A 17,343-nucleotide genomic window follows, 5' to 3' on the forward strand; every position below is an offset into this window, starting at 1 on the left:
GCGAGCGTGGGGCCGTGCGGCTCGGCGGGCCCATGCTTCTTCGGTATCACCTCAGCCAGGGGAAGCGATGATTACCACAAGCAAGATGTTCCAGCCCATGATGTCGATCTTCCACAAGAAGCCGGCGCCAACGCCCGCGGCGGCGGACCAGCCTGGGCCAACCGCCCCGGCCGCCGCGCCGGAAACGCATGCGCGCGACCAGGCCGCGAAGGGCCGCAAACGATTCTTCCTCAGGCAGAAAAAGACCAGGAACGAGCAGCAGCAGCCGGCGGTCAGCGAGCCGTCCGGCCAGGGGACGAGTCGCGGCGGCTGGTTTGGACGGGGCAAGAGGCAAGAGTCGACGCCGATCGCCCCGCTCGGCCTGGCGCACGACGCGACCTTCCAGGGCCTGCTCAAACAGCTCAAACCGCTCCCTCCGGCGCCGAACGCGGACGCGGAGGCGATCGCGCAGGCGCATGTCCGGGACGACGCCGAACCCGCGGGACCGCAACTCATCGATCCGAAGACCAAGGAGGTCAGGCCGGAACTGCTGGGTGACCTGTCCGTGAAATTCAAGCACTTCCTGGACGGCGCCGCCGACTCCCTGGGCGCCAAGGCCGCCGGCGAATTGCGAACCGCGCTGGACGAACTGGCCCGCCTGGGCGCGGAAAGCCTCGCCGCCGCCGGCGCGCTGGAACGGATGACCGTCGCCGAGGACAGGATGATCGCCGAGAAGATGGCCGCCCGCTTCCTGGGCGAGGCGGTCCGCGACTGCTACGCCAGGGCGGCGGACATTTGCGAGGCCCACGCCGGCAAGGCCGGCAAGGGCAGCGAGCGGCAGAACAAGCTGGCGGCGATGACGGCGCTGTTCACCGAACTGAAACGCCACCACCTGTCCGCCTCGGCCACGCCGGCCTTCGAGGCCTTCACCAAGGCGGAAATACAGAACATGAAGGGGGTCAACCCCGGCATGGTCAGCGGCCGCTCCGGGGCCGCCCTCAGCAACACCAAGGCGCTGTCGGTCGACATCGCGTTCGGCAAGGACAAGATCACCAAGGCGGACCCGCTCAAGATCACCGGCGAAGCCGGCCTGGAATTCGAGGCGGCCGAGGAGCTGTCGGTCGACGACGACGGCGACCAGAATCGATGGGACAAGCGCAGCCTGACGGGCAGGATCGCCGCCATCTTCGACGGGGGTATCCTGGGCGGCAAGATAGCGGGCAAGCTGAAGGTGTCGATGGGCTCGAACTACGCCGAATCGGGATCGTTCCCGGAGCAGACCAAGATCTACGGCAGGCAGAAGGCCGACGAATCGTATATGAACCGGCTGTCGGATTCCGCCAACCCGACGGCGCGCAACTTGAAGAACTGGAGCAGGTCCGCCCAGAAGGTTCCTAAGACGCTGACCCTGGCCGACTACACCTCGGTCACCCTCCCCGTCCACCTGACGGAGCAAAAGGTCGCCAAGGGGGCGCAGAACACGGGCGCCATCCATGCGATGGCGAGGAAGGTCGGCCCCGAACTGGAAGCGCTCATGAACGACGCCTATCTCCCGCTGCAGCGTCCCATGGCCTATGGCGCCATGTCCGTGCCGGCCGGCGGCACGGGCCAGCGCGGCAAGGAGAAGACCACCAGCACCGTCGTCGAAGGGGTGATCGAGGGCTCGATGAAGGCCCTGGTTCCCGACGTGGGCGAGGACTACCTGAGCGTCGGGATGAGCGAATTGAAGGGGGCGATGATAGGCAGGAGAAAGGAGTTTTCCCTCGAGCGCCTGAAGCCCAGCCACGTGCACCTCTCCACCGCCTACACCAAGGACATGCGCAAGAGCCTGGACCTGTGGAAGGCGATCGAAACCAGCGCCCAAACCGACACCCGGCTGGCCTCCAAACTGGCGCAATACCACACCGTGACGAACAGGATCGCCCGGGCGACCGGCGGGCACGACCCGGAAACGCCCTACGACGCCGCCCTCTTCGGCCCGGTGACCGATATTCCCAAGGCCTACCTCGACACCATACTCGCGCCCGAGGAAACGCTGGAGGAACTGGCCCGGGCCATCTCGGAGGAATGCGACAGGCTGGGGCGGGATTACGACGTGTTCCAGCGGAACGCCGGCCTGCTGAACGCCGTGCCCGAAAAACGCGCCAGCGATCCGGTCAAGGCGCAGTACGCCACCTTGCACGGCGACGCCTACGGCAAGATCACCGGCAGCAGCTGGGCGCCCCCTGCGGGGGCCGGCGCGAGCCACCTGGAGGAACTGATTTCCAGTCCCGCCAAACGGGGCGAATTCCTGGCCGACGGCTACGACGCCCTCAGCACCGCGCTGGCCGGCGCCGGCAGCCATCTGGAGATCCTCAAGATGCGGCTTTCGCAAATGGACGACGTGCCGCCCGAACTGGCCAGGAGCATCATGGCGGCCGACGCCAGCTACGGCAGGACGAACGCGGCGCTGGTGCAGGCCGAACTCCCGCTGCACGAGGACACGCTGCACCGTTACAACACCATCGCCTGGACCTCGGTGTCCGCCAAAAACGAACTGGAGATGCAGGCCACGCTGACCGCCGGCGCCCAGCCGGATCTGGTCTCGAATCTCATGGATCAGCAAGACACCGAGGCCAACCTGTCGCTCGACACCGGCGTGGCGGGCCTCACGGCGACACTGGCCTGGAAGAACGTCACGGCGCGGCATCAGAACGTCGCCCGCTCGGGGGACTTCCGCGAATGGTCGCTGACCCTGGGCGGCGGCGGCCCGCTGGGCGGCGCCGCCGTGGAGCGGCTGGTCCTGCAGGCCCTGCACGCGATGAGGAAGGACGGCGGCGCCGACATCACGCCGTCGGAACGGGACGGGCTGAGGGACGCCTTGAAGACGGCGGCCAGCGCCGGCGCGCTGGACAAGGCCTCGAATATCGTCCTGACGTGGAAGCACCACAAGTATTCCAAGGCCGGGGACGACGCCTACCGGCAGCAGTATTTCCGCATCTCGGAACAGGACAAGCACACCTTCGCGCCGAGCGTCGCCATCCCCCTGGACGCGGCGGCCGTCACCAAGGTCAAGGCCGGCGTGCGCAGCACGCAGGAGATGAAGTACCCGATCTTTGAAATGATGGGCACCGATCTGTCGCACCACATCCTGTCCCTGGTGCGCCTGGACGAGCTGCAAACGAAAGCGAAGAACAAGGCCGCGGAGGCGGAGGCGGAGACATCGCCGCTCGACCTGTTGCGTGCGGAGTTCGAGGCGGAGCCTTACCGGAAGAACCAATTCTTCAGCTCCATGGCGATCCTGGATGTCGTCAAGGAATACAAGGACTTTCTCGCCTGGAAGTCCGACCCCATCGGCCACGATAGGCCCAACAGCGGCTTCGTCTTCTTCGACCTGGCCGAGATACAGGACCTGGTGCGCAACGCTCGGCAAGCCGAGGGCATGGCGGCGGGGAAGCAGTCGTTCACGATCGACGAGGAGAGCGGCGAGGTGAGGACGGAGCGGCGCGCCTCGCTGAGCGATCCGCTCGACATCCCCATGGAACAGCTGGAGGCGTTCGACAAAAAGGTCGAGGAGCGGATAGAGGAAAAGCGGCGCAATGGCCAGGAGGCCAGGTTGACGCCCGACGACCGGGCCGACCTCTTCCTCGGCACGCCGGAAGGCAAGGCGGTGTTCCAGTCCTACACGAAGCTGATCAGCACCTACAAGGAACTGAGCGCGACCGCCTCCACGCTGGCGGGATGGGATGGCCACCTGCGGGAGGACGAGCCGGATTGGCAAAGGACGAAACGCATCGCGACCTCGGGCAAGAACGCGGCCGCGGCGCTGATGGACATCGCCAAGGGCACGGGGCTGCGCCCGTCCCCCGGCGGCGGCGACGCGGCCACGCGGGTGCTGGATCAGCGCGGCTATTTCGCCGGCGAGCCCAGCAACCATGACGAGCTCTGGTACGATCGGCAATCCCAGGCGCAAACCGACGCGTGGCTCGCGCGCCATGGCCTGGCCAAGGCGGAGAATAAGCTGACCGGCATACATAGCTTGGTGGTCGCGCACCTGCAGCACGCCACCGGCGATTACGGCAGCCTGCACGTGCGCGAGGCGGCCGAGTATGTGGAGCGCCTGGGCGGCAACGAGCCCTCCGAGGCCGCGATGCGCCAGGTCGTCGAGGCGATCAACAGCAAGCACGGCGCCGTGCAGGCGCGCATGATCGCGCCCAACGACGAGAACAACGGGGCGCCCGTCTGGACGGGCGATCTCGGCGCGTCGGAACAGCCGGACGCGCGCTCCGTCGTGATCCTGCGCGGCCAGAATAGCGAAGGCGGCATCGAGTTCTCGGCGGTGGTGCGCTTGAAGGCCGCATCCGGTCCGGATATCCCCGAACACCTCAAGAAGCTGGACGGCGCGGTCGATATGCGTGAAAAAATCGTCGGCGCGCCGGGGCATCAGGTCGGCCACGATTCCGGCTTGACCGGCACCCAGTTGCGGGCGGCGATGGCCAAGCTGGGCGTGGAAAGAGGCCCGCTGAAGACCATGACCGCGAAGGCCGCCGACGGCATGCGGCCGGAGCGCAAGGCGCTGCGCGAGCTGGACGACACGCGCTTGCGCGCGCAGGCCGCGACCGCGGCGCGGCTCCAGGTGGGCGGCGCGGGTCCCTGGCGGGAAGCCGTCAAGGAATTGAAAAAGCGCGACGATATGCGGGACTTGTTGACCGCCGCGGCGACGGGACGTCCCGCCGAGCTGAAGACGGGGAAGGAATTGCGCACGGGCCAGCGGCGGGATGGCAAGACCGCCGAGGTGATGGCCCGCTTGAACCTCGGCGAGGTCGCGCACGAGGCGGAGCAGGCGCTCAATCCGAAAGTCAAGGCGGCCGCGGTGGAGGAACTGAGGAGGCGCGCCGGCCAAGCCGGGAACCCGCCGGAGACGGTCCCCGAACCCGACGCGCAGGCGGCGGAGGGCGGGTCCGCGCTCATCGAAACATCGAGCGCGCATCCCACCCCCACCTTCGCGGATATCCTTCGCTCGGAGCGGCCTTAGGCGCCAACGGGGCCGCCAAGGGCGGCTCCGGCGCATCGAAAGCCCCCGCGCCGCACCATGGGCGCGGCTTTCGCGCCACAAAATTGTAAAAAATACGAGGCTACGTTCGTTTCCGCACAGAAGCGCGGCGCAAATTCGGCCATTTCACTGCTAAGTTCGCTTAAATCGCGCAACATTTCTTCGCACCATTGCAAGCTTCCAGACAGCAAATTTCACGACCTCCCTAGAATCCTGCAAGTCTGAAATTGCCCATGGTAAAACAATGCTACGGATCACATTCGCCACCTCCCTGACCCTGCTGTTGGCCGCCTGCGGCGGCGACGGCGCCGACTCCCCAAGCACCCAAGCCCCTCCCCCGCCCGCGGTCAAGCGACTGCTCGCCGGCGGCACCACGGCGGCCAGCGCCATGACTTCCGCGCAGGCCTCGCGCTTCCTCGCGCAGGCCACCTTCGGCCCCAACGCGGAGGGCATCGCCGACGTCGCCGCCAGCGGTCCCGCCGCCTGGATCGACACCCAGTTCAAGCTGCCGCAAACCCTGCACCGCACCATGTACGAACAGCTCGCGGCCACGCTGCCTAGCGGCGAGAAAGCCGGCGCCGGCGAGTTCTACGCGAGCTTCTGGCACCAGGCCATGCGCGGCGAGGACCAGTTGCGCCAGCGCGTGACGTTCGCGCTGTCGCAGATCTTCGTCGTCTCCATGCAGGACGGCACGGTGGCCAACTACCCGCGCGGCGTGGCCACCTACTACGACACGCTGGCCACCCATGCCTTCGGCAACTACCGCGAGCTGCTGGAGGCCGTGGCACTGCATCCGATGATGGGCCTCTACCTGTCCCACCTGCGCAACCGCAAGGAGACCGGCACCCAGGTCCCGGACGAGAACTTCGCGCGCGAGGTGATGCAGTTGTTCACCATCGGCCTGTACGAGTTGAACCCGGACGGCAGCCGGCGCACGGCGAACGGCAGGTACATCGACACCTACGGCCGCGACGATGTGGCCGGCCTGGCCAAGGTGTTCACGGGATGGAGCTGGGGCGGGCCCGACAAGATCGGACACCGCTTCTACGGCGCCATGCCGGACCCGAACCGCGACTGGCTGCCGATGCAGAACTACCCGGACATGCACTCGAGCTCCGACAAGCAATTCCTGGGGCAGCGCGTGGCCGGCGGCGGCAGCGGCGAGGCGGACCTGAAAGTGGCGCTGGACACGCTGTTCAAGCACCCCAACGTGGGTCCCTTCTTCGGCCGCCAGCTGATACAGCGCCTGGTCAAGAGCAACCCCAGCCCCGCCTACATCGCCCGCGTTTCCGCCGCCTTCGCCGACAACGGCTCGGGCGTGCGCGGCGACATGCGGGCCGTGATCCGCGCCGTGCTGCTGGACCCGGAGGCGCGCGACGCCGCCATCCCCGCCTACAAGCTGCGCGAACCGGTGCTGCGCCTGGCGAACTGGCTGCGCGCCTTCGACGCGCGCTCCGCGTCGGGCCGCTACCGCGTCGGCAACCTGGACGATCCGCTGGAAGGCATAGGCCAGTCGCCGATGCGCGCGCCGTCTGTGTTCAACTACTACCGGCCGGGCTACGCGCCGCCGCGCACGGAGATCGCCTACTCGGGCCTGGTGGCGCCGGAGATGCAGATCGCGGGCGAACCCTCGGTGACCGGCTACCTGAATTTCATGCAGACGGCCATCCAGTTCGGCATCGGCAGCGGGCGCGATATCACGGCGAACTACTCGGCGGCAGCGGCGCTGGCCAGCCAGCCGGCCAAGCTGGTCGAGCACGTGGGCCTGCTGATGCTGAACGGGACCATGTCCCAGCGGCTGCGCAAGCGCATGCTGGCCGCCGTGGAATCGGTGCCGCAGCCCGCGCCCACCGGCTACAACGACGGCGCCGTGGAGAACGGCAAGAACAGCCGCGTCTACGCCGCCGTCTTCCTGGCCATGGCCTCGCCCGAATACATCGTGCAACGATAAGGACAAGCATGACTTCACACATGACTTCACATCACCCCTCGCGCCGCCGCTTCCTGCGCTCCCTCGCCACCGTGACCGGCATGGGTGCCATGCCCTTCGCGGCCAACCTCGCCGCGCTGGGCTCGGCCGCCGCCGAGGGGGCCGGCGACGACTACAAGGCGCTGGTGTGCCTGTTCCTCGCCGGCGGCAACGACCATTACAACACCGTGCTGGCCACCGACAGCGCGTCCTGGAGCGAATACCGGCGCCTGCGCGTGACCGAGGGCGCAAGCTCCATCGCGCTGCCCGAGGCCGGGGCGCCGGGCGGCGTGCTGCCGGTCTCGCCGCTGAACGCCCAGGGCCGCGCCTACGCGCTGCACCCGCAGCTGGGGCCTTTGAAAACCCTGTTCGACGAGGGACGCGCCGCCGTCGTCGCCAACGTGGGGACGCTGGTCCAGCCGACCACGCTGGCGCAGTTCCAGGCCCTGTCCGCGCCGCTGCCGCCCAAGCTGTTCTCGCACAACGACCAGCAATCGATGTGGCAGGCCTCGCGCCCGGAAGGCGCCAGCTTCGGCTGGGGCGGCCGCATCGGCGACCTGGTCGCCGGGGGCAATGCGCAGGCCACGTTCACCTGCATCTCGGCGGCGGGCAACGCGGTCTACCTGTCCGGCCGCGAAATACGGCAGTACCAGATCAGCGCGGCCGGCGCCATGCCGATACGCGGGCTGACCGGCACGCTGTATGGCGCCACCGTCAATCCGCTGCCGTCGGTCTCCTCCGGGCTGCAGAACAACATCTTCGAGAACGAATACGCGGACGTGGTGGAGCGCGCCATCCGCGCCCAGGCCACGCTGGCCGGGGCGATGGCGCCCGCCGGCGCGGGCGGCGTGCCGGATCCGTCGCCCTTCGTCACGCCGAACACCAACGAGGTGGCGCCGAACATGCTGGCCAAACAGCTGCAAACGGTGGCGCGCATCATCGCCGGCCGCGGCGCGCTGGGCGCGCGCAGGCAGGTGTTCTTCGTCAGCCTGGGGGGATTCGACACGCACGACAACCAGAAGGGCAACCACGCGGAGCAGATGGCGCGGCTGGCGCACGCGCTGTCCTACTTCGACGGCGTGCTGGCCGGCCTCGGCGGGACCGACATGCGCCGCAACGTGACCACATTCACGGCCTCGGACTTCGGCCGCACGCTCACCAGCAACGGCGACGGCACCGACCATGGCTGGGGCGCGCACCATTTCGTGGTCGGCGGCGCGGTCAAGGGGCGCGACATTTACGGCCAGTTCCCGCAAATCGGGCTGGGGCACGCGCTGGACGTTGGGCGCGGCGCCCTGCTGCCCACCGTGTCGGTGGACCAGTACGGGGCGACGCTGGGGAACTGGTTCGGCCTCTCGGCCACCCAGATCGCCGACGTGTTCCCGAATATCGGCAACTACGCCAGCCGCGACCTGGGCTTCATGGGCTGAGGCAAACTCAAACCGGGGACAGACCCGCGTTCCGCGCCTCATACCTTCTACGAGACGCGCGGCGCGGAGGGTCTGTCCCCGACGTGGCTGGCGTCGCGGGCTTCAGGCGATGACCGCCAGCGTCAGCGTGGCGACGTAGCCGTCGGTGACGTTGCCGGTCACGGTGGCCAGTTGCAGCGAATAGCCGTCGCTGAAGATGTTGTCGGTCGCGAAGCTGATCTGCGCGAAATTGCGCACGCTGGCGCTGTAGCCCGTCGTCGCGTAGACCTCGTTGCAGGTCGCGTTGGGGAAGGCGAACTGCGAAGTCTTGATGCGGTTGGACGCGTTGGTGCTCTTGGCCAGCGTCGGGTAGACCTCGAAGTGCACGTGCGGCATGCGGCCGGAGTAGCAGCCGGGGAAGATGGTGACGAAGGTGACTTCGCCGTTCGCGTCCGCCTCCTGCACGCCGCGCAGGTAGTTCTGGTCGGTGACGCCGCTCGAGTACAGCGAATAGTTGCCGTCGCGGTCGCAGTGCCACAGGTAGACCGCGAAGCCGGACCCCGCGCCGCAGCTGGCGTTGGCGTTCTGGATCTTCAGCTTGATGGTCAGTTTCACGCCGGCGGCCACGCCGGTGGCGCCATTGAAGCTGCCGCGGATGTCCTGGCGCACCACGCCGCTCTGGGTCAGCACGTTGACCACGCCGCTGCTGTTGCTGTTGGTGCCGTCGCCCGGATACGGGCCGCCCGTTTCCTCGGGGATCACGGTGCACGCGCCGGTGGTCGTGGTGGTGGTGCCGGTGGTCGTGGTCCCGGTCGTGGTGGTGGTCGTGGTGCCGGTGGTGGTGGTGCCGGTCGTGCTGGCGGTCGTCGAGCTGGCGTCCGAACCGCCGCCACCGCAACCCAGCACGGGCAGCGCCGCCGCGCCTCCCATCAACCACAGCAGGGACTTGCGGCGGCTGGTCGAGAGCTTCAACATTTTATCGAGATCGGCCGCGAGGCCTTGGTCGTGGTCGTGGTCGTGATGTTCCATCTGGTTCTCCTGCTTTGTTGGTTATACCGAAGTGTTGATCAGGTTGCCGCTGGTGCCCGCCCCGGGCATGTTGTCCGACAGCGCTTGCAAGAAGCTGGCCAGCTTGCCGCTGGAATCCGAACTGTCCGTGCCCAGCGCCGCCAGCAGGTTTTCAAACGAGGTCTCGAGCGAGGTCGTGGTATCGCTGGTCTCTTCCGTGCTGTCGGTGGATTCCTCGGCGTCGCTGGAGGAACCCAGCTTGGCGATCAGGCTTTGCAGGTCCGCCGCCAGCTGTCCCGGACCGCCGGGGCCACCAGGGCCGCCTGGACCGCCGGTCGGCGGCGGTCCATAGGACTGGCCATCGCCGGACGACGATGACGACGACGACGCGCCCTGCTCGTGCAAGGCGCCCATCAACTCCTGCAGGAAGCTGCCCAGCGCCTGCGCCGCGTTGGCGCTGCTGGTGGTGCTGTCACTGTCATCGGTGCCGCTGCTCGAGCTGGTGCCGCTGGTGCTGTCGGAAACCCCGATGGATTTCAGCGCGCTGGCGATGGCGTCGATGAAGCCGCCGCCTCCGTCCGGAGGTGGCGGTGGCCGCGTGCCCCGCGCCTGGCCGGTCTCGCCGACACCGCTGGTGGCGTTCAGTTTGTTTACGTAGCTCAGCTGGCTGGCGGCGCTGCTGGAAGTCAGGGATGTAATCGTCATGCGGTATCTCCTAATATGCGGTGTGGATCAGGAACGCGGTGCGCGGGGAGGCAGCTCGGCCATGCGCTGGTCCAGCTGCTTGCGCTGGTCGGCGGTCAGCACGGCCAGCAGCTTCTGCTCGGTGCGCACGCGCGCCAGCTCCAGGTTGGCCATGGCCTGCGCGGCCGATTGCGCCAGCGCCGCGGCCTTGGCGTCCTCGTACTTCTCCACGGTGCTCATCTGGTGCAGTCCCTCCTGCGCCTTGTGCAAATTCCTTTGCTGCTCGCGCAGGTAAGGCGCCTGGCCGTGCAGGATGGTGAACACCTTGTCCTGCTGGGATTCCGTCAGCGCCAGGCCACGCATGAATGGCGGCGGCGCGAACATCGGCGGCGGTCCACCGTGCGGGCCGGCTCCCTGCGGACCCGCGCCGTCGGGGCGCTGCCCATCGGGGCCGCCAGGGCCGCCGGGAACGCCATGGCCGCCGCGCATGCCCGGCGCCGCGCCGGGTGGCGGCATGCCGGGGCCGCCTGGGGTGTGCATGCCTGGTCCCGGGCCGAAGCCTGCGTCGCCACTCTCCACGGTGCTTTCCGCGAACGTGGCCAGCGGCAGCGCCAGCGCCACAGCCAGCGCCACGGTCAGCGGCGTCATGTTCTTGATCTTCATAACTGCTCCTCGTTGTTTGTTGAGTGCAGCCATTGTCCGGTCCGGGCATGTAAAGCGCGGTTAGCGCGGCGTAAAACCATGTAAAGAACGCGGTTGTAAATCGGGGTAAAAGCCGCTTTCCGCTTCCATCGGTGCGTTATCATGGGCTCTCGACAATCCACAAAGCCGCACAATGAGCAAGGTACTGCTGATAGACGACGATATTGAACTGGTGGGCATGTTCCAGGAATACCTGGAGCAGGAAGGCTTCGACGTGAAGACCGCGCACGACGGCGAGGCCGGCGCCGCGGCCGCCCTCTCCGGCCAGTACGCCATCGCCATCCTGGACGTGATGATGCCGCGCATGAACGGCCTGGAAACGCTGCGCCGCATCCGCGCGCACAGCCAGTTGCCCATCCTGATGCTGACCGCGCGCGGCGACGACACCGACCGCATCGTCGGCCTGGAGTTGGGCGCGGACGACTACGTCGCCAAGCCCTGCACGCCGCGCGAACTGACTGCCCGCATCCGCGCCATCCTGCGCCGCACCCAGGGCGCGCCGATGGACGGCGGCGCCAGTTCGCCGCTGGTGGTGGGCCAGCTCACCATGTGGCCCGAGCAGCGCCGCGCCACCTGGGCCGGCGACGCGCTGGAACTGACCAGCACCGAATTCAACCTGCTGGAAGTCCTGGCGCGCAACGCGGGCAAGCCCGTCAGCAAGAACATCCTGTCCGAACAGGGCCTGGGGCGTCCCATGGCGCGCTTCGACCGCAACATCGACGTCCACCTGAGCAGCCTGCGGCACAAGCTCGGCACCATCGCCGACGGCCGCTCCTGCCTGCAAACCGTGTACCGCATGGGCTATCAGCTCATCAAGGAGTGAGCGTGGGCCGCCTGTTCTGGAAGTTCTTCTTCTCCATCCTGCTGGCCCAGATGGTGGCCGGAGTGGGCATAGGGGGCGCCATCTGGCTGAAGAACCGCGACAGCGCATCCCCCCTGCAGCTCGACATCGACACCGGGCCGCGCGCCGAGGACGCCATCGCCTCGGCCGCCGTCACGCTGGAATTCGGCGGCGTGGAGGCCTTGCGCAAGCTGCTGGAGAATATGGACCGGCACCGCGTGTACGCCGTGAATGAAACGGGACATGAACTGCTGGGCCGCATCGCCCGCCCCGCCGCCGTGCAGGAAGCGCGGCAGGTGTTGGCGAACAGCCAGCGTCAGCGCGTGGTGCGCGAAACCAAGGCGGCCGATGGCCACCGCTATCTGCTGTTCCTGCCCGCGCGCGCGCCGGGCATGGCGCCGGACGGCCCGTCGGACATCATGCGCGGCGCCGAAATGGCCGCGATGGGCGCGGCCGGCGCCACGTTCGGCCGCGGTCCCCGCGGCCCCGGCAACGATGGTCCCGACGGTCCAGCTCCTGGCCCGCCGCCGGACGGGCGCTTTGGCGGACCTGGTGGCCCCGGCGGACCCGGCGGCCCCGGCGGCCCGGGTCCCGGCCCGCGCTTCCAGCCGCTCACGCCATTCGTCCCCATTGCCGCCGCCGTGCTGGCCAGCCTGCTGTTCGCCGCAGTGCTGGCGTGGTACTTCTCGCGCCCCATCCGTTCGCTGCGCCAGGCCTTCGAGGCCGCCTCGCATGGCGACCTGGCGCCCCGCTTCGCGCACGCATCCGGCAAGCGCGGCGGCGACGAACTGAGCGAACTGGGACGCGATTTCGATCACATGACCGCCCGCCTGCGCAGCCTGATCGACGGCCAGACCCGCTTGCTGCACGACGTTTCGCACGAACTGCGCTCGCCGCTGGCGCGCCTGCAGGCCGCCATCGGCCTGGCGCACCAGCAGCCGGAAAAAATGCGCGCGTCGATGGAGCGGATCGAACGCGAAAGCGTCCGCATGGACAAGCTGGTGGGAGAGTTGCTGACGCTGGCCCGGCTGGAAGCGGGCGCGCTCAATTCGGCCAAGGAGGAAATCAGCATGGCCGAGCTACTCGAAGAAATCGTCGGCGACGCCGAGTTCGAGGCCGCCTCGCACGACCGCGCCATCGAACTGCGCGGCGAGGCGGATGTCGCCGTCATCGGCCAGCCGGACCTGCTGGCGCGGGGGATCGAGAACATCGTCCGCAACGCCATCAAGCACAGCCCCGCGGGCGGCACGGTCAGGGTGGAGCTTGACCCGGACGAGGCCAGGGGCCAGTTGCGCATCCGCGTGCTGGACCGGGGGCCGGGTGTGGCGCCGGCGGACCTGGAGGCGATCTTCCAGCCCTTCTTCCGCGGCAGCGACCAGCCCAAGGACGTGGAAGGCCACGGTCTGGGCCTGGCCATCGCCCAGCAGGTGGTGCAGGCGCATGGCGGCAGCATCAACGCCCGCAACCGCGAGGATGGCGGGCTGTGCGTGGAGATCGGCCTGCCGATCTCCTGAGGACGAGAGGAAATTAAGCCTTGGGCAGGGTCACGCCGTGCTGGCCCTGATACTTGCCGTTGCGGTCCTTGTACGACACTTCGCACACCTCGTCGCTCTCGAAGAACAGCACCTGCGCGCAGCCTTCGCCGGCGTAGATCTTGGCCGGCAGCGGCGTGGTGTTGGAGAACTCCAGCGTCACGTAGCCTTCCCATTCGGGTTCGAACGGCGTCACGTTGACGATGATGCCGCAGCGCGCGTAGGTCGATTTGCCCAGGCAAACGGTCAGCACATTGCGTGGAATGCGGAAGTACTCGATGGTGCGGGCCAGCGCGAAGGAGTTCGGCGGGATGATGCAAACGTCGCTCTTGATGTCGACGAAGGAATTGGAATCGAAGTTCTTGGGATCGACGATGGTGCTGTTGATGTTCGTGAAAATCTTGAACTCGTCAGCGCAGCGGATGTCGTAGCCGTAAGACGAGGTGCCGTAAGAGATCACCTTGCGGCCGTCCTCCATGCGGACCTGGCCCGGCTCGAACGGCTCGATCATCTTGTGCTGCTCCGCCATGCGGCGTATCCATTTGTCGCTCTTAATCGTCATCGCAAAACCATTTTCTCAAGATTGCAGGGGGGCGCCGGGCGCCTAACACCCGGGATTTTACAATAAGGCCCTGCCTTGAAGGACAATTTCCGATTCAATACCGGCGGCGGCGCTTGATGCGGGCGGGCGCTCCAACCTGCGACAGCAGCCTTACGATCATTTCATGGGCGGCGGCGGCCGTCATTTGCGGATCCTCCATGGGGAACAGGTGGCCGCCCGGGACCATGCGCATGTTCCTGCGCACCAGGCGGCGCGTCGCCTCCAGGCCCGCCTGGCGGTTTTCCACCGATTCGGTGCCGCCAATAAAGCCGGCCGGCACGCGCAGGCCGCGCTTGACCAGCGCGCCGATATGGTGGGGCAGCGCGCGGTAGACCTCCGTCTCGTTCTCGCGCGAGTAGCGCAGCTGCACGCCTTCCGGGTGCGGCTTCAGGCCGGCGTCGATGTAATCCTGCAGCACGCCCGGTGCCCAGGCCTGGAAGATGTCCTTGCTGGCGAAATGCTCGTAGGCGGCTTGCGCGTCCGGCCACACGTTGCGGCGGCGGGCGGAAAAACGGGCGGGCGACAGGCGGTCCGCGATCGGCAGGCGGCGCATCACGCGCAGCAGCATGGCGCGCCAACCCGCCACCACCGGCGAGTCCAGCATCAGCACGCAGCGCACCAGGTCCGGACGCGTGGCCGCCACCATCAGGCTGAGCATCCCGCCCAGCGAATGGCCGACCAGGATCACGGGTTCGGTGTAGCGCGCAGTCAGCTCGTCGACCAGTTCCTTGACCTGGTGCGGCCAGCCGGTCTGCACCGGATACTGCGGGTTGTGGGCGTGCATATCCAGCGCCTGGATATCGTAATGCTCGCCGAGCAGTTCGAACAGGCGGCGGTAGGTCCCGGCCGGATAGCTGTTAGCGTGGGAAAAATGCAGCTTTGGTTTATTCATCCGGTAATTGTATGATGCCTGCGAGCAAAAGAATAGACGGGTTCCACTAACGTGCGCCGCCTCTAGCGGCCATGCCAGTAACGCGGGCGCTCGCGGCGGTATTCGGTCGCCCGCACATCCGGCCCCACGGTGATTTCGACCGCGCCCGCCTGGTCCGTGCGCAGGCGCCGTATGCCGAGCTGGCCGTACCGCTCATAGACCCTGGCCTGCGGATGATGATAGCGGTTCCGGTGGCCGACCTGGAAGACGCCGATTTCGGGACTCACCGCGCGAAGAAACGGCTCGGTGGACGAGGTGCCGCTGCCGTGGTGCGGGGCGAGCAGAATGTCGGCCCGCAGCCGCGCGCCGTCGCGCGCCAGCAGTTCCGCCTCTTGCGCCGCCTCGATATCGCCGGCCAGCAGCATGGCGCGGCCCGGAATCCCGACCTTGAGCACGCAGCTGCGCGCGTTCGGTTTCAGCGTGCCGTCGCCGTAGCTGGCGGCGTCGGGGTGGAGGAATTCGAAGCGCACGCCGTCCCATGTCCAGCCCTGCCCCGCCGCGCAGCGCACATGGCGGGCCGCCGCGCGCGCGACCGGATGGCCGGCCGCCAGCGACGTCGCGGCCCAGCCCACCTCCACGCCTTCCAGCACCGGCAGCGCGCCGCCGGCGTGATCGGCGTCGCTATGGCTGACGACCAGGCCGTCCAGCGCGGTGATGCCGCGCGCCCGCAGATACGGCAGGATGACCCGGTTGCCGCCGTTCGACTCCAGCGTGTAGGACGGCCCGGTGTCGTACAGCAGGCGGTGGCCACCGGTCTCGATCAGCACCGCCATGCCTTGGCCCACGTCGAACGCGATGGCCCGGAAGGCGGCGGGCGCGGGATGGCTGGGCGCCGCCGCCAGCAGCGGTATCCAGCTGAAGGCCCCCAGCCAGCGCACGGGCCAGCCGCGCGGCGCCAGCATCCATGCCGTGCCCGCCAGGGCCAGGCAGAACACCCACGGCGGCGGCGCGGGCGCGCTCCACGCCGCGAAGCTGGAAGCGCTCATCCATTGCAGGGCCTGCGCCAGCAGCCAGATGGCGCCATGCGCGAGCGTCAATACGGGGCCCGCCAGGAACTCTGGCAGCAGGCTGCCCGCCAGCGCAAGCGGCGTGACGAGCAGGCTCACCACGGGAATCGCGATCGCGTTGGCGACGGGACTGATCAGCGAAATCTGCGAGAACAGCAGCATCGTCAACGGCACCAGTCCCAGGGTGACGGCGGCCTGCACGCGCACCGCGAGCGCCGCGTTTGCGCGCAGCCGCTCGCGCCAGGACAACGGCGCGCGATGCGCATGGCTGGCATGCGCAAGGGAGCCGCCCCCCGCCGGGATCGCCGCGCCCGCCGCCACCAGCGCCAGTGCCAGCGCGGACGCGTCGGCGCGGGTGCCGGCGCCGGCGTTTGCGCCGGGGTCCGCGCCGGCCTCGCCGTGATGCGCGTGGGTGCGGCCAGCCGTGGCATACAGTATCGCGGCCACCGCGCCATAGGACAGCCAGAATCCCGGCCACATCACCGCCCAGGGATCGAACAGCACGGTGACGCCGGCGGCCAGGCACAGAATATGCGAAATGCTGGCCAGCCGGTCCAGCCACAAGGCCAGCGCGATCACGGCCAGCATGTACAGCGTGCGCTGGGCCGGCACGCCGAAGCCGGCCAGCAGCACATAGGCCAGCGCCGCGAGAAGGCCGGCGATGGCGGCCACCTTCTGCGCCGGCAGCAGCAGTGGCAACTGGGCGCGCGTGTAAAAGGAGCGCCGCCACAGCCAGGACGCGGCCAGCGCGAACAGCCCCGCGATCATCGTGATGTGGAGCCCGGAGATGCTGACCAGGTGCGCGATGCCGGTGCGGTTGAAGACCTGCCAGTCCGATTGCGAAATGGCGCGCTGGTCGCCGATCACCAGGGCGACGATCACGCCGGCGTACTCCTTGCCCTCGAGCGCCCTCAGAATACGGTCGCGCAGCACGGCGCGGCAGCGCTCGACGACGTTGCTAAAGCTGTAGGCGAACGGCGCCAGCCTGGCGTTCGGCCCTTCCTGCCGCACGTAGCCGGTGGCGCGCACGCCCTGCTCCAGCAGCCACAGTTCGTAGTCGAAACCGTGAGGGTTCGCGTTGCCGTGGGGCCGCTGCAGGCGCACGGTCAGCCGCCAGCGCTCTCCCGGCCGCACATCGCCCACCGGCACCTGTTCGCCGCGCAGCCCGGAGTACCAGGACAAGGCCACGCGCGGCGGTACTTTCACCGCGCCGCCGACGACCTGCTCGACCGCGAAGTTGAAACGCACGCTCTGGGGGGAACGGTTGGGAAGATTGTCGACGGTGCCGATCAGCGTGATGTTGCGGCCCTCGTCGGCGGCGGCCAACTCGGGTTCCAGCGCGGCCCGCGCGACGAGGGCCGCCCACAGGTAGCCCAGCAACGCGCCGCAGACCAGCGCCACGGCGGCCTTGGCTGCGGGCCGTGCCTTCGAGAGCCGCATCAGCCAGACCACGCCCATGCAGGCGCCTGCGACCGCCGCCAGCGCCGGATAGATATGCGGCGGCAGCGAGGCCTGCGTGTTCAGCCAGGCCGCTCCCGCAACAAACCCGGCTATCGTGCAACGCGCCATGCTGTACTCCTCGGCGAAAACGCACCGCCAAAGCGCCAATTGTCCCCACCGAGCCGTGCAGGGTATTGACGGGGCTCAC

At 68.2% G+C, this 17,343-nt stretch carries 11 protein-coding genes; 5 read left to right on the forward strand and 6 right to left on the reverse strand.

Features of this window, described 5'->3' with window-relative positions; translation table 11 throughout:
* Positions 1 to 67: 67 nt before the first annotated feature.
* From BM436_RS08560 to BM436_RS08570, 3 genes are all read left to right on the forward strand, one after another.
* On the forward strand, positions 68 to 4,993 hold the full coding sequence (locus BM436_RS08560; protein WP_143133015.1) for a hypothetical protein: 4,926 nt from the start codon (positions 68 to 70) through the stop codon (positions 4,991 to 4,993).
* Between the two features lie 262 nt (positions 4,994 to 5,255).
* Positions 5,256 to 6,962: a DUF1800 domain-containing protein gene (locus tag BM436_RS08565; RefSeq protein ID WP_093555092.1), complete on the forward strand. Its 1,707-nt coding sequence runs from the start codon at positions 5,256 to 5,258 to the stop codon at positions 6,960 to 6,962.
* 20 nt (positions 6,963 to 6,982) lie between these two features.
* The gene (locus tag BM436_RS08570; protein WP_093555093.1) at positions 6,983 to 8,410 is read left to right on the forward strand and encodes a DUF1501 domain-containing protein; all 1,428 of its coding nucleotides are present in this window, start codon (positions 6,983 to 6,985) and stop codon (positions 8,408 to 8,410) included.
* Positions 8,411 to 8,512: 102 nt separating this feature from the next.
* Here the strand turns inward: BM436_RS08570 and BM436_RS08575 are convergent, their stop codons facing one another.
* Genes BM436_RS08575 through BM436_RS08585 form a run of 3 tightly spaced genes read right to left on the reverse strand, consistent with a single transcriptional unit; the run spans position 8,513 to position 10,744 of the window.
* Positions 8,513 to 9,418: a peptidase associated/transthyretin-like domain-containing protein gene (locus BM436_RS08575; protein ID WP_177307062.1), complete on the reverse strand. Its 906-nt coding sequence runs from the start codon at positions 9,416 to 9,418 to the stop codon at positions 8,513 to 8,515.
* A gap of 21 nt (positions 9,419 to 9,439) precedes the next feature.
* The gene (locus BM436_RS08580; protein WP_093555095.1) at positions 9,440 to 10,102 is read right to left on the reverse strand and encodes a hypothetical protein; all 663 of its coding nucleotides are present in this window, start codon (positions 10,100 to 10,102) and stop codon (positions 9,440 to 9,442) included.
* Between the two features lie 27 nt (positions 10,103 to 10,129).
* Positions 10,130 to 10,744, reverse strand: coding sequence for a Spy/CpxP family protein refolding chaperone (locus tag BM436_RS08585; protein WP_229489656.1), 615 nt, complete (start codon positions 10,742 to 10,744; stop codon positions 10,130 to 10,132).
* Between the two features lie 172 nt (positions 10,745 to 10,916).
* Between BM436_RS08585 and BM436_RS08590 the strand changes: the two genes are divergently transcribed.
* A complete protein-coding gene (locus tag BM436_RS08590; protein ID WP_093555096.1) occupies positions 10,917 to 11,606 on the forward strand; it encodes a response regulator transcription factor in 690 nt (229 codons plus the stop codon).
* 2 nt (positions 11,607 to 11,608) lie between these two features.
* Entirely contained in the window at positions 11,609 to 13,138 is a 1,530-nt protein-coding gene (locus tag BM436_RS08595) for a sensor histidine kinase (RefSeq protein ID WP_093555097.1), read from the forward strand.
* Positions 13,139 to 13,151: 13 nt separating this feature from the next.
* Here the strand turns inward: BM436_RS08595 and dcd are convergent, their stop codons facing one another.
* The 3 genes from dcd to BM436_RS08610 form a co-directional block, all read right to left on the reverse strand.
* Complete coding sequence (gene dcd, locus BM436_RS08600; RefSeq protein WP_093555098.1) at positions 13,152 to 13,718, reverse strand: dCTP deaminase; 567 nt, start codon at positions 13,716 to 13,718, stop codon at positions 13,152 to 13,154.
* A 94-nt stretch (positions 13,719 to 13,812) separates the two neighbouring features.
* The gene (locus BM436_RS08605) at positions 13,813 to 14,649 is read right to left on the reverse strand and encodes an alpha/beta fold hydrolase (RefSeq protein WP_093555099.1); all 837 of its coding nucleotides are present in this window, start codon (positions 14,647 to 14,649) and stop codon (positions 13,813 to 13,815) included.
* 62 nt (positions 14,650 to 14,711) lie between these two features.
* Positions 14,712 to 17,264: a DNA internalization-related competence protein ComEC/Rec2 gene (locus tag BM436_RS08610; RefSeq protein ID WP_093555100.1), complete on the reverse strand. Its 2,553-nt coding sequence runs from the start codon at positions 17,262 to 17,264 to the stop codon at positions 14,712 to 14,714.
* Positions 17,265 to 17,343: the final 79 nt, after the last annotated feature.

Origin of the sequence: Pseudoduganella namucuonensis, from assembly GCF_900116645.1 — a bacterium.
GTDB classification, from domain to species: domain Bacteria; phylum Pseudomonadota; class Gammaproteobacteria; order Burkholderiales; family Burkholderiaceae_D; genus Rugamonas; species Rugamonas namucuonensis.

Coding starts and splice junctions, on each gene's coding strand:
- BM436_RS08575 (WP_177307062.1), bottom strand. CDS start 9,418: ATGGAACATCACGACCACGACCACGACCAAGGCCTCGCGGCCGATCTC.
- dcd (WP_093555098.1), bottom strand. CDS start 13,718: ATGACGATTAAGAGCGACAAATGGATACGCCGCATGGCGGAGCAGCAC.
- BM436_RS08605 (WP_093555099.1), bottom strand. CDS start 14,649: ATGAATAAACCAAAGCTGCATTTTTCCCACGCTAACAGCTATCCGGCC.
- BM436_RS08570 (WP_093555093.1), top strand. CDS start 6,983: ATGACTTCACATCACCCCTCGCGCCGCCGCTTCCTGCGCTCCCTCGCC.
- BM436_RS08610 (WP_093555100.1), bottom strand. CDS start 17,264: ATGGCGCGTTGCACGATAGCCGGGTTTGTTGCGGGAGCGGCCTGGCTG.
- BM436_RS08565 (WP_093555092.1), top strand. CDS start 5,256: ATGCTACGGATCACATTCGCCACCTCCCTGACCCTGCTGTTGGCCGCC.
- BM436_RS08585 (WP_229489656.1), bottom strand. CDS start 10,744: ATGAAGATCAAGAACATGACGCCGCTGACCGTGGCGCTGGCTGTGGCG.
- BM436_RS08580 (WP_093555095.1), bottom strand. CDS start 10,102: ATGACGATTACATCCCTGACTTCCAGCAGCGCCGCCAGCCAGCTGAGC.
- BM436_RS08590 (WP_093555096.1), top strand. CDS start 10,917: ATGAGCAAGGTACTGCTGATAGACGACGATATTGAACTGGTGGGCATG.
- BM436_RS08560 (WP_143133015.1), top strand. CDS start 68: ATGATTACCACAAGCAAGATGTTCCAGCCCATGATGTCGATCTTCCAC.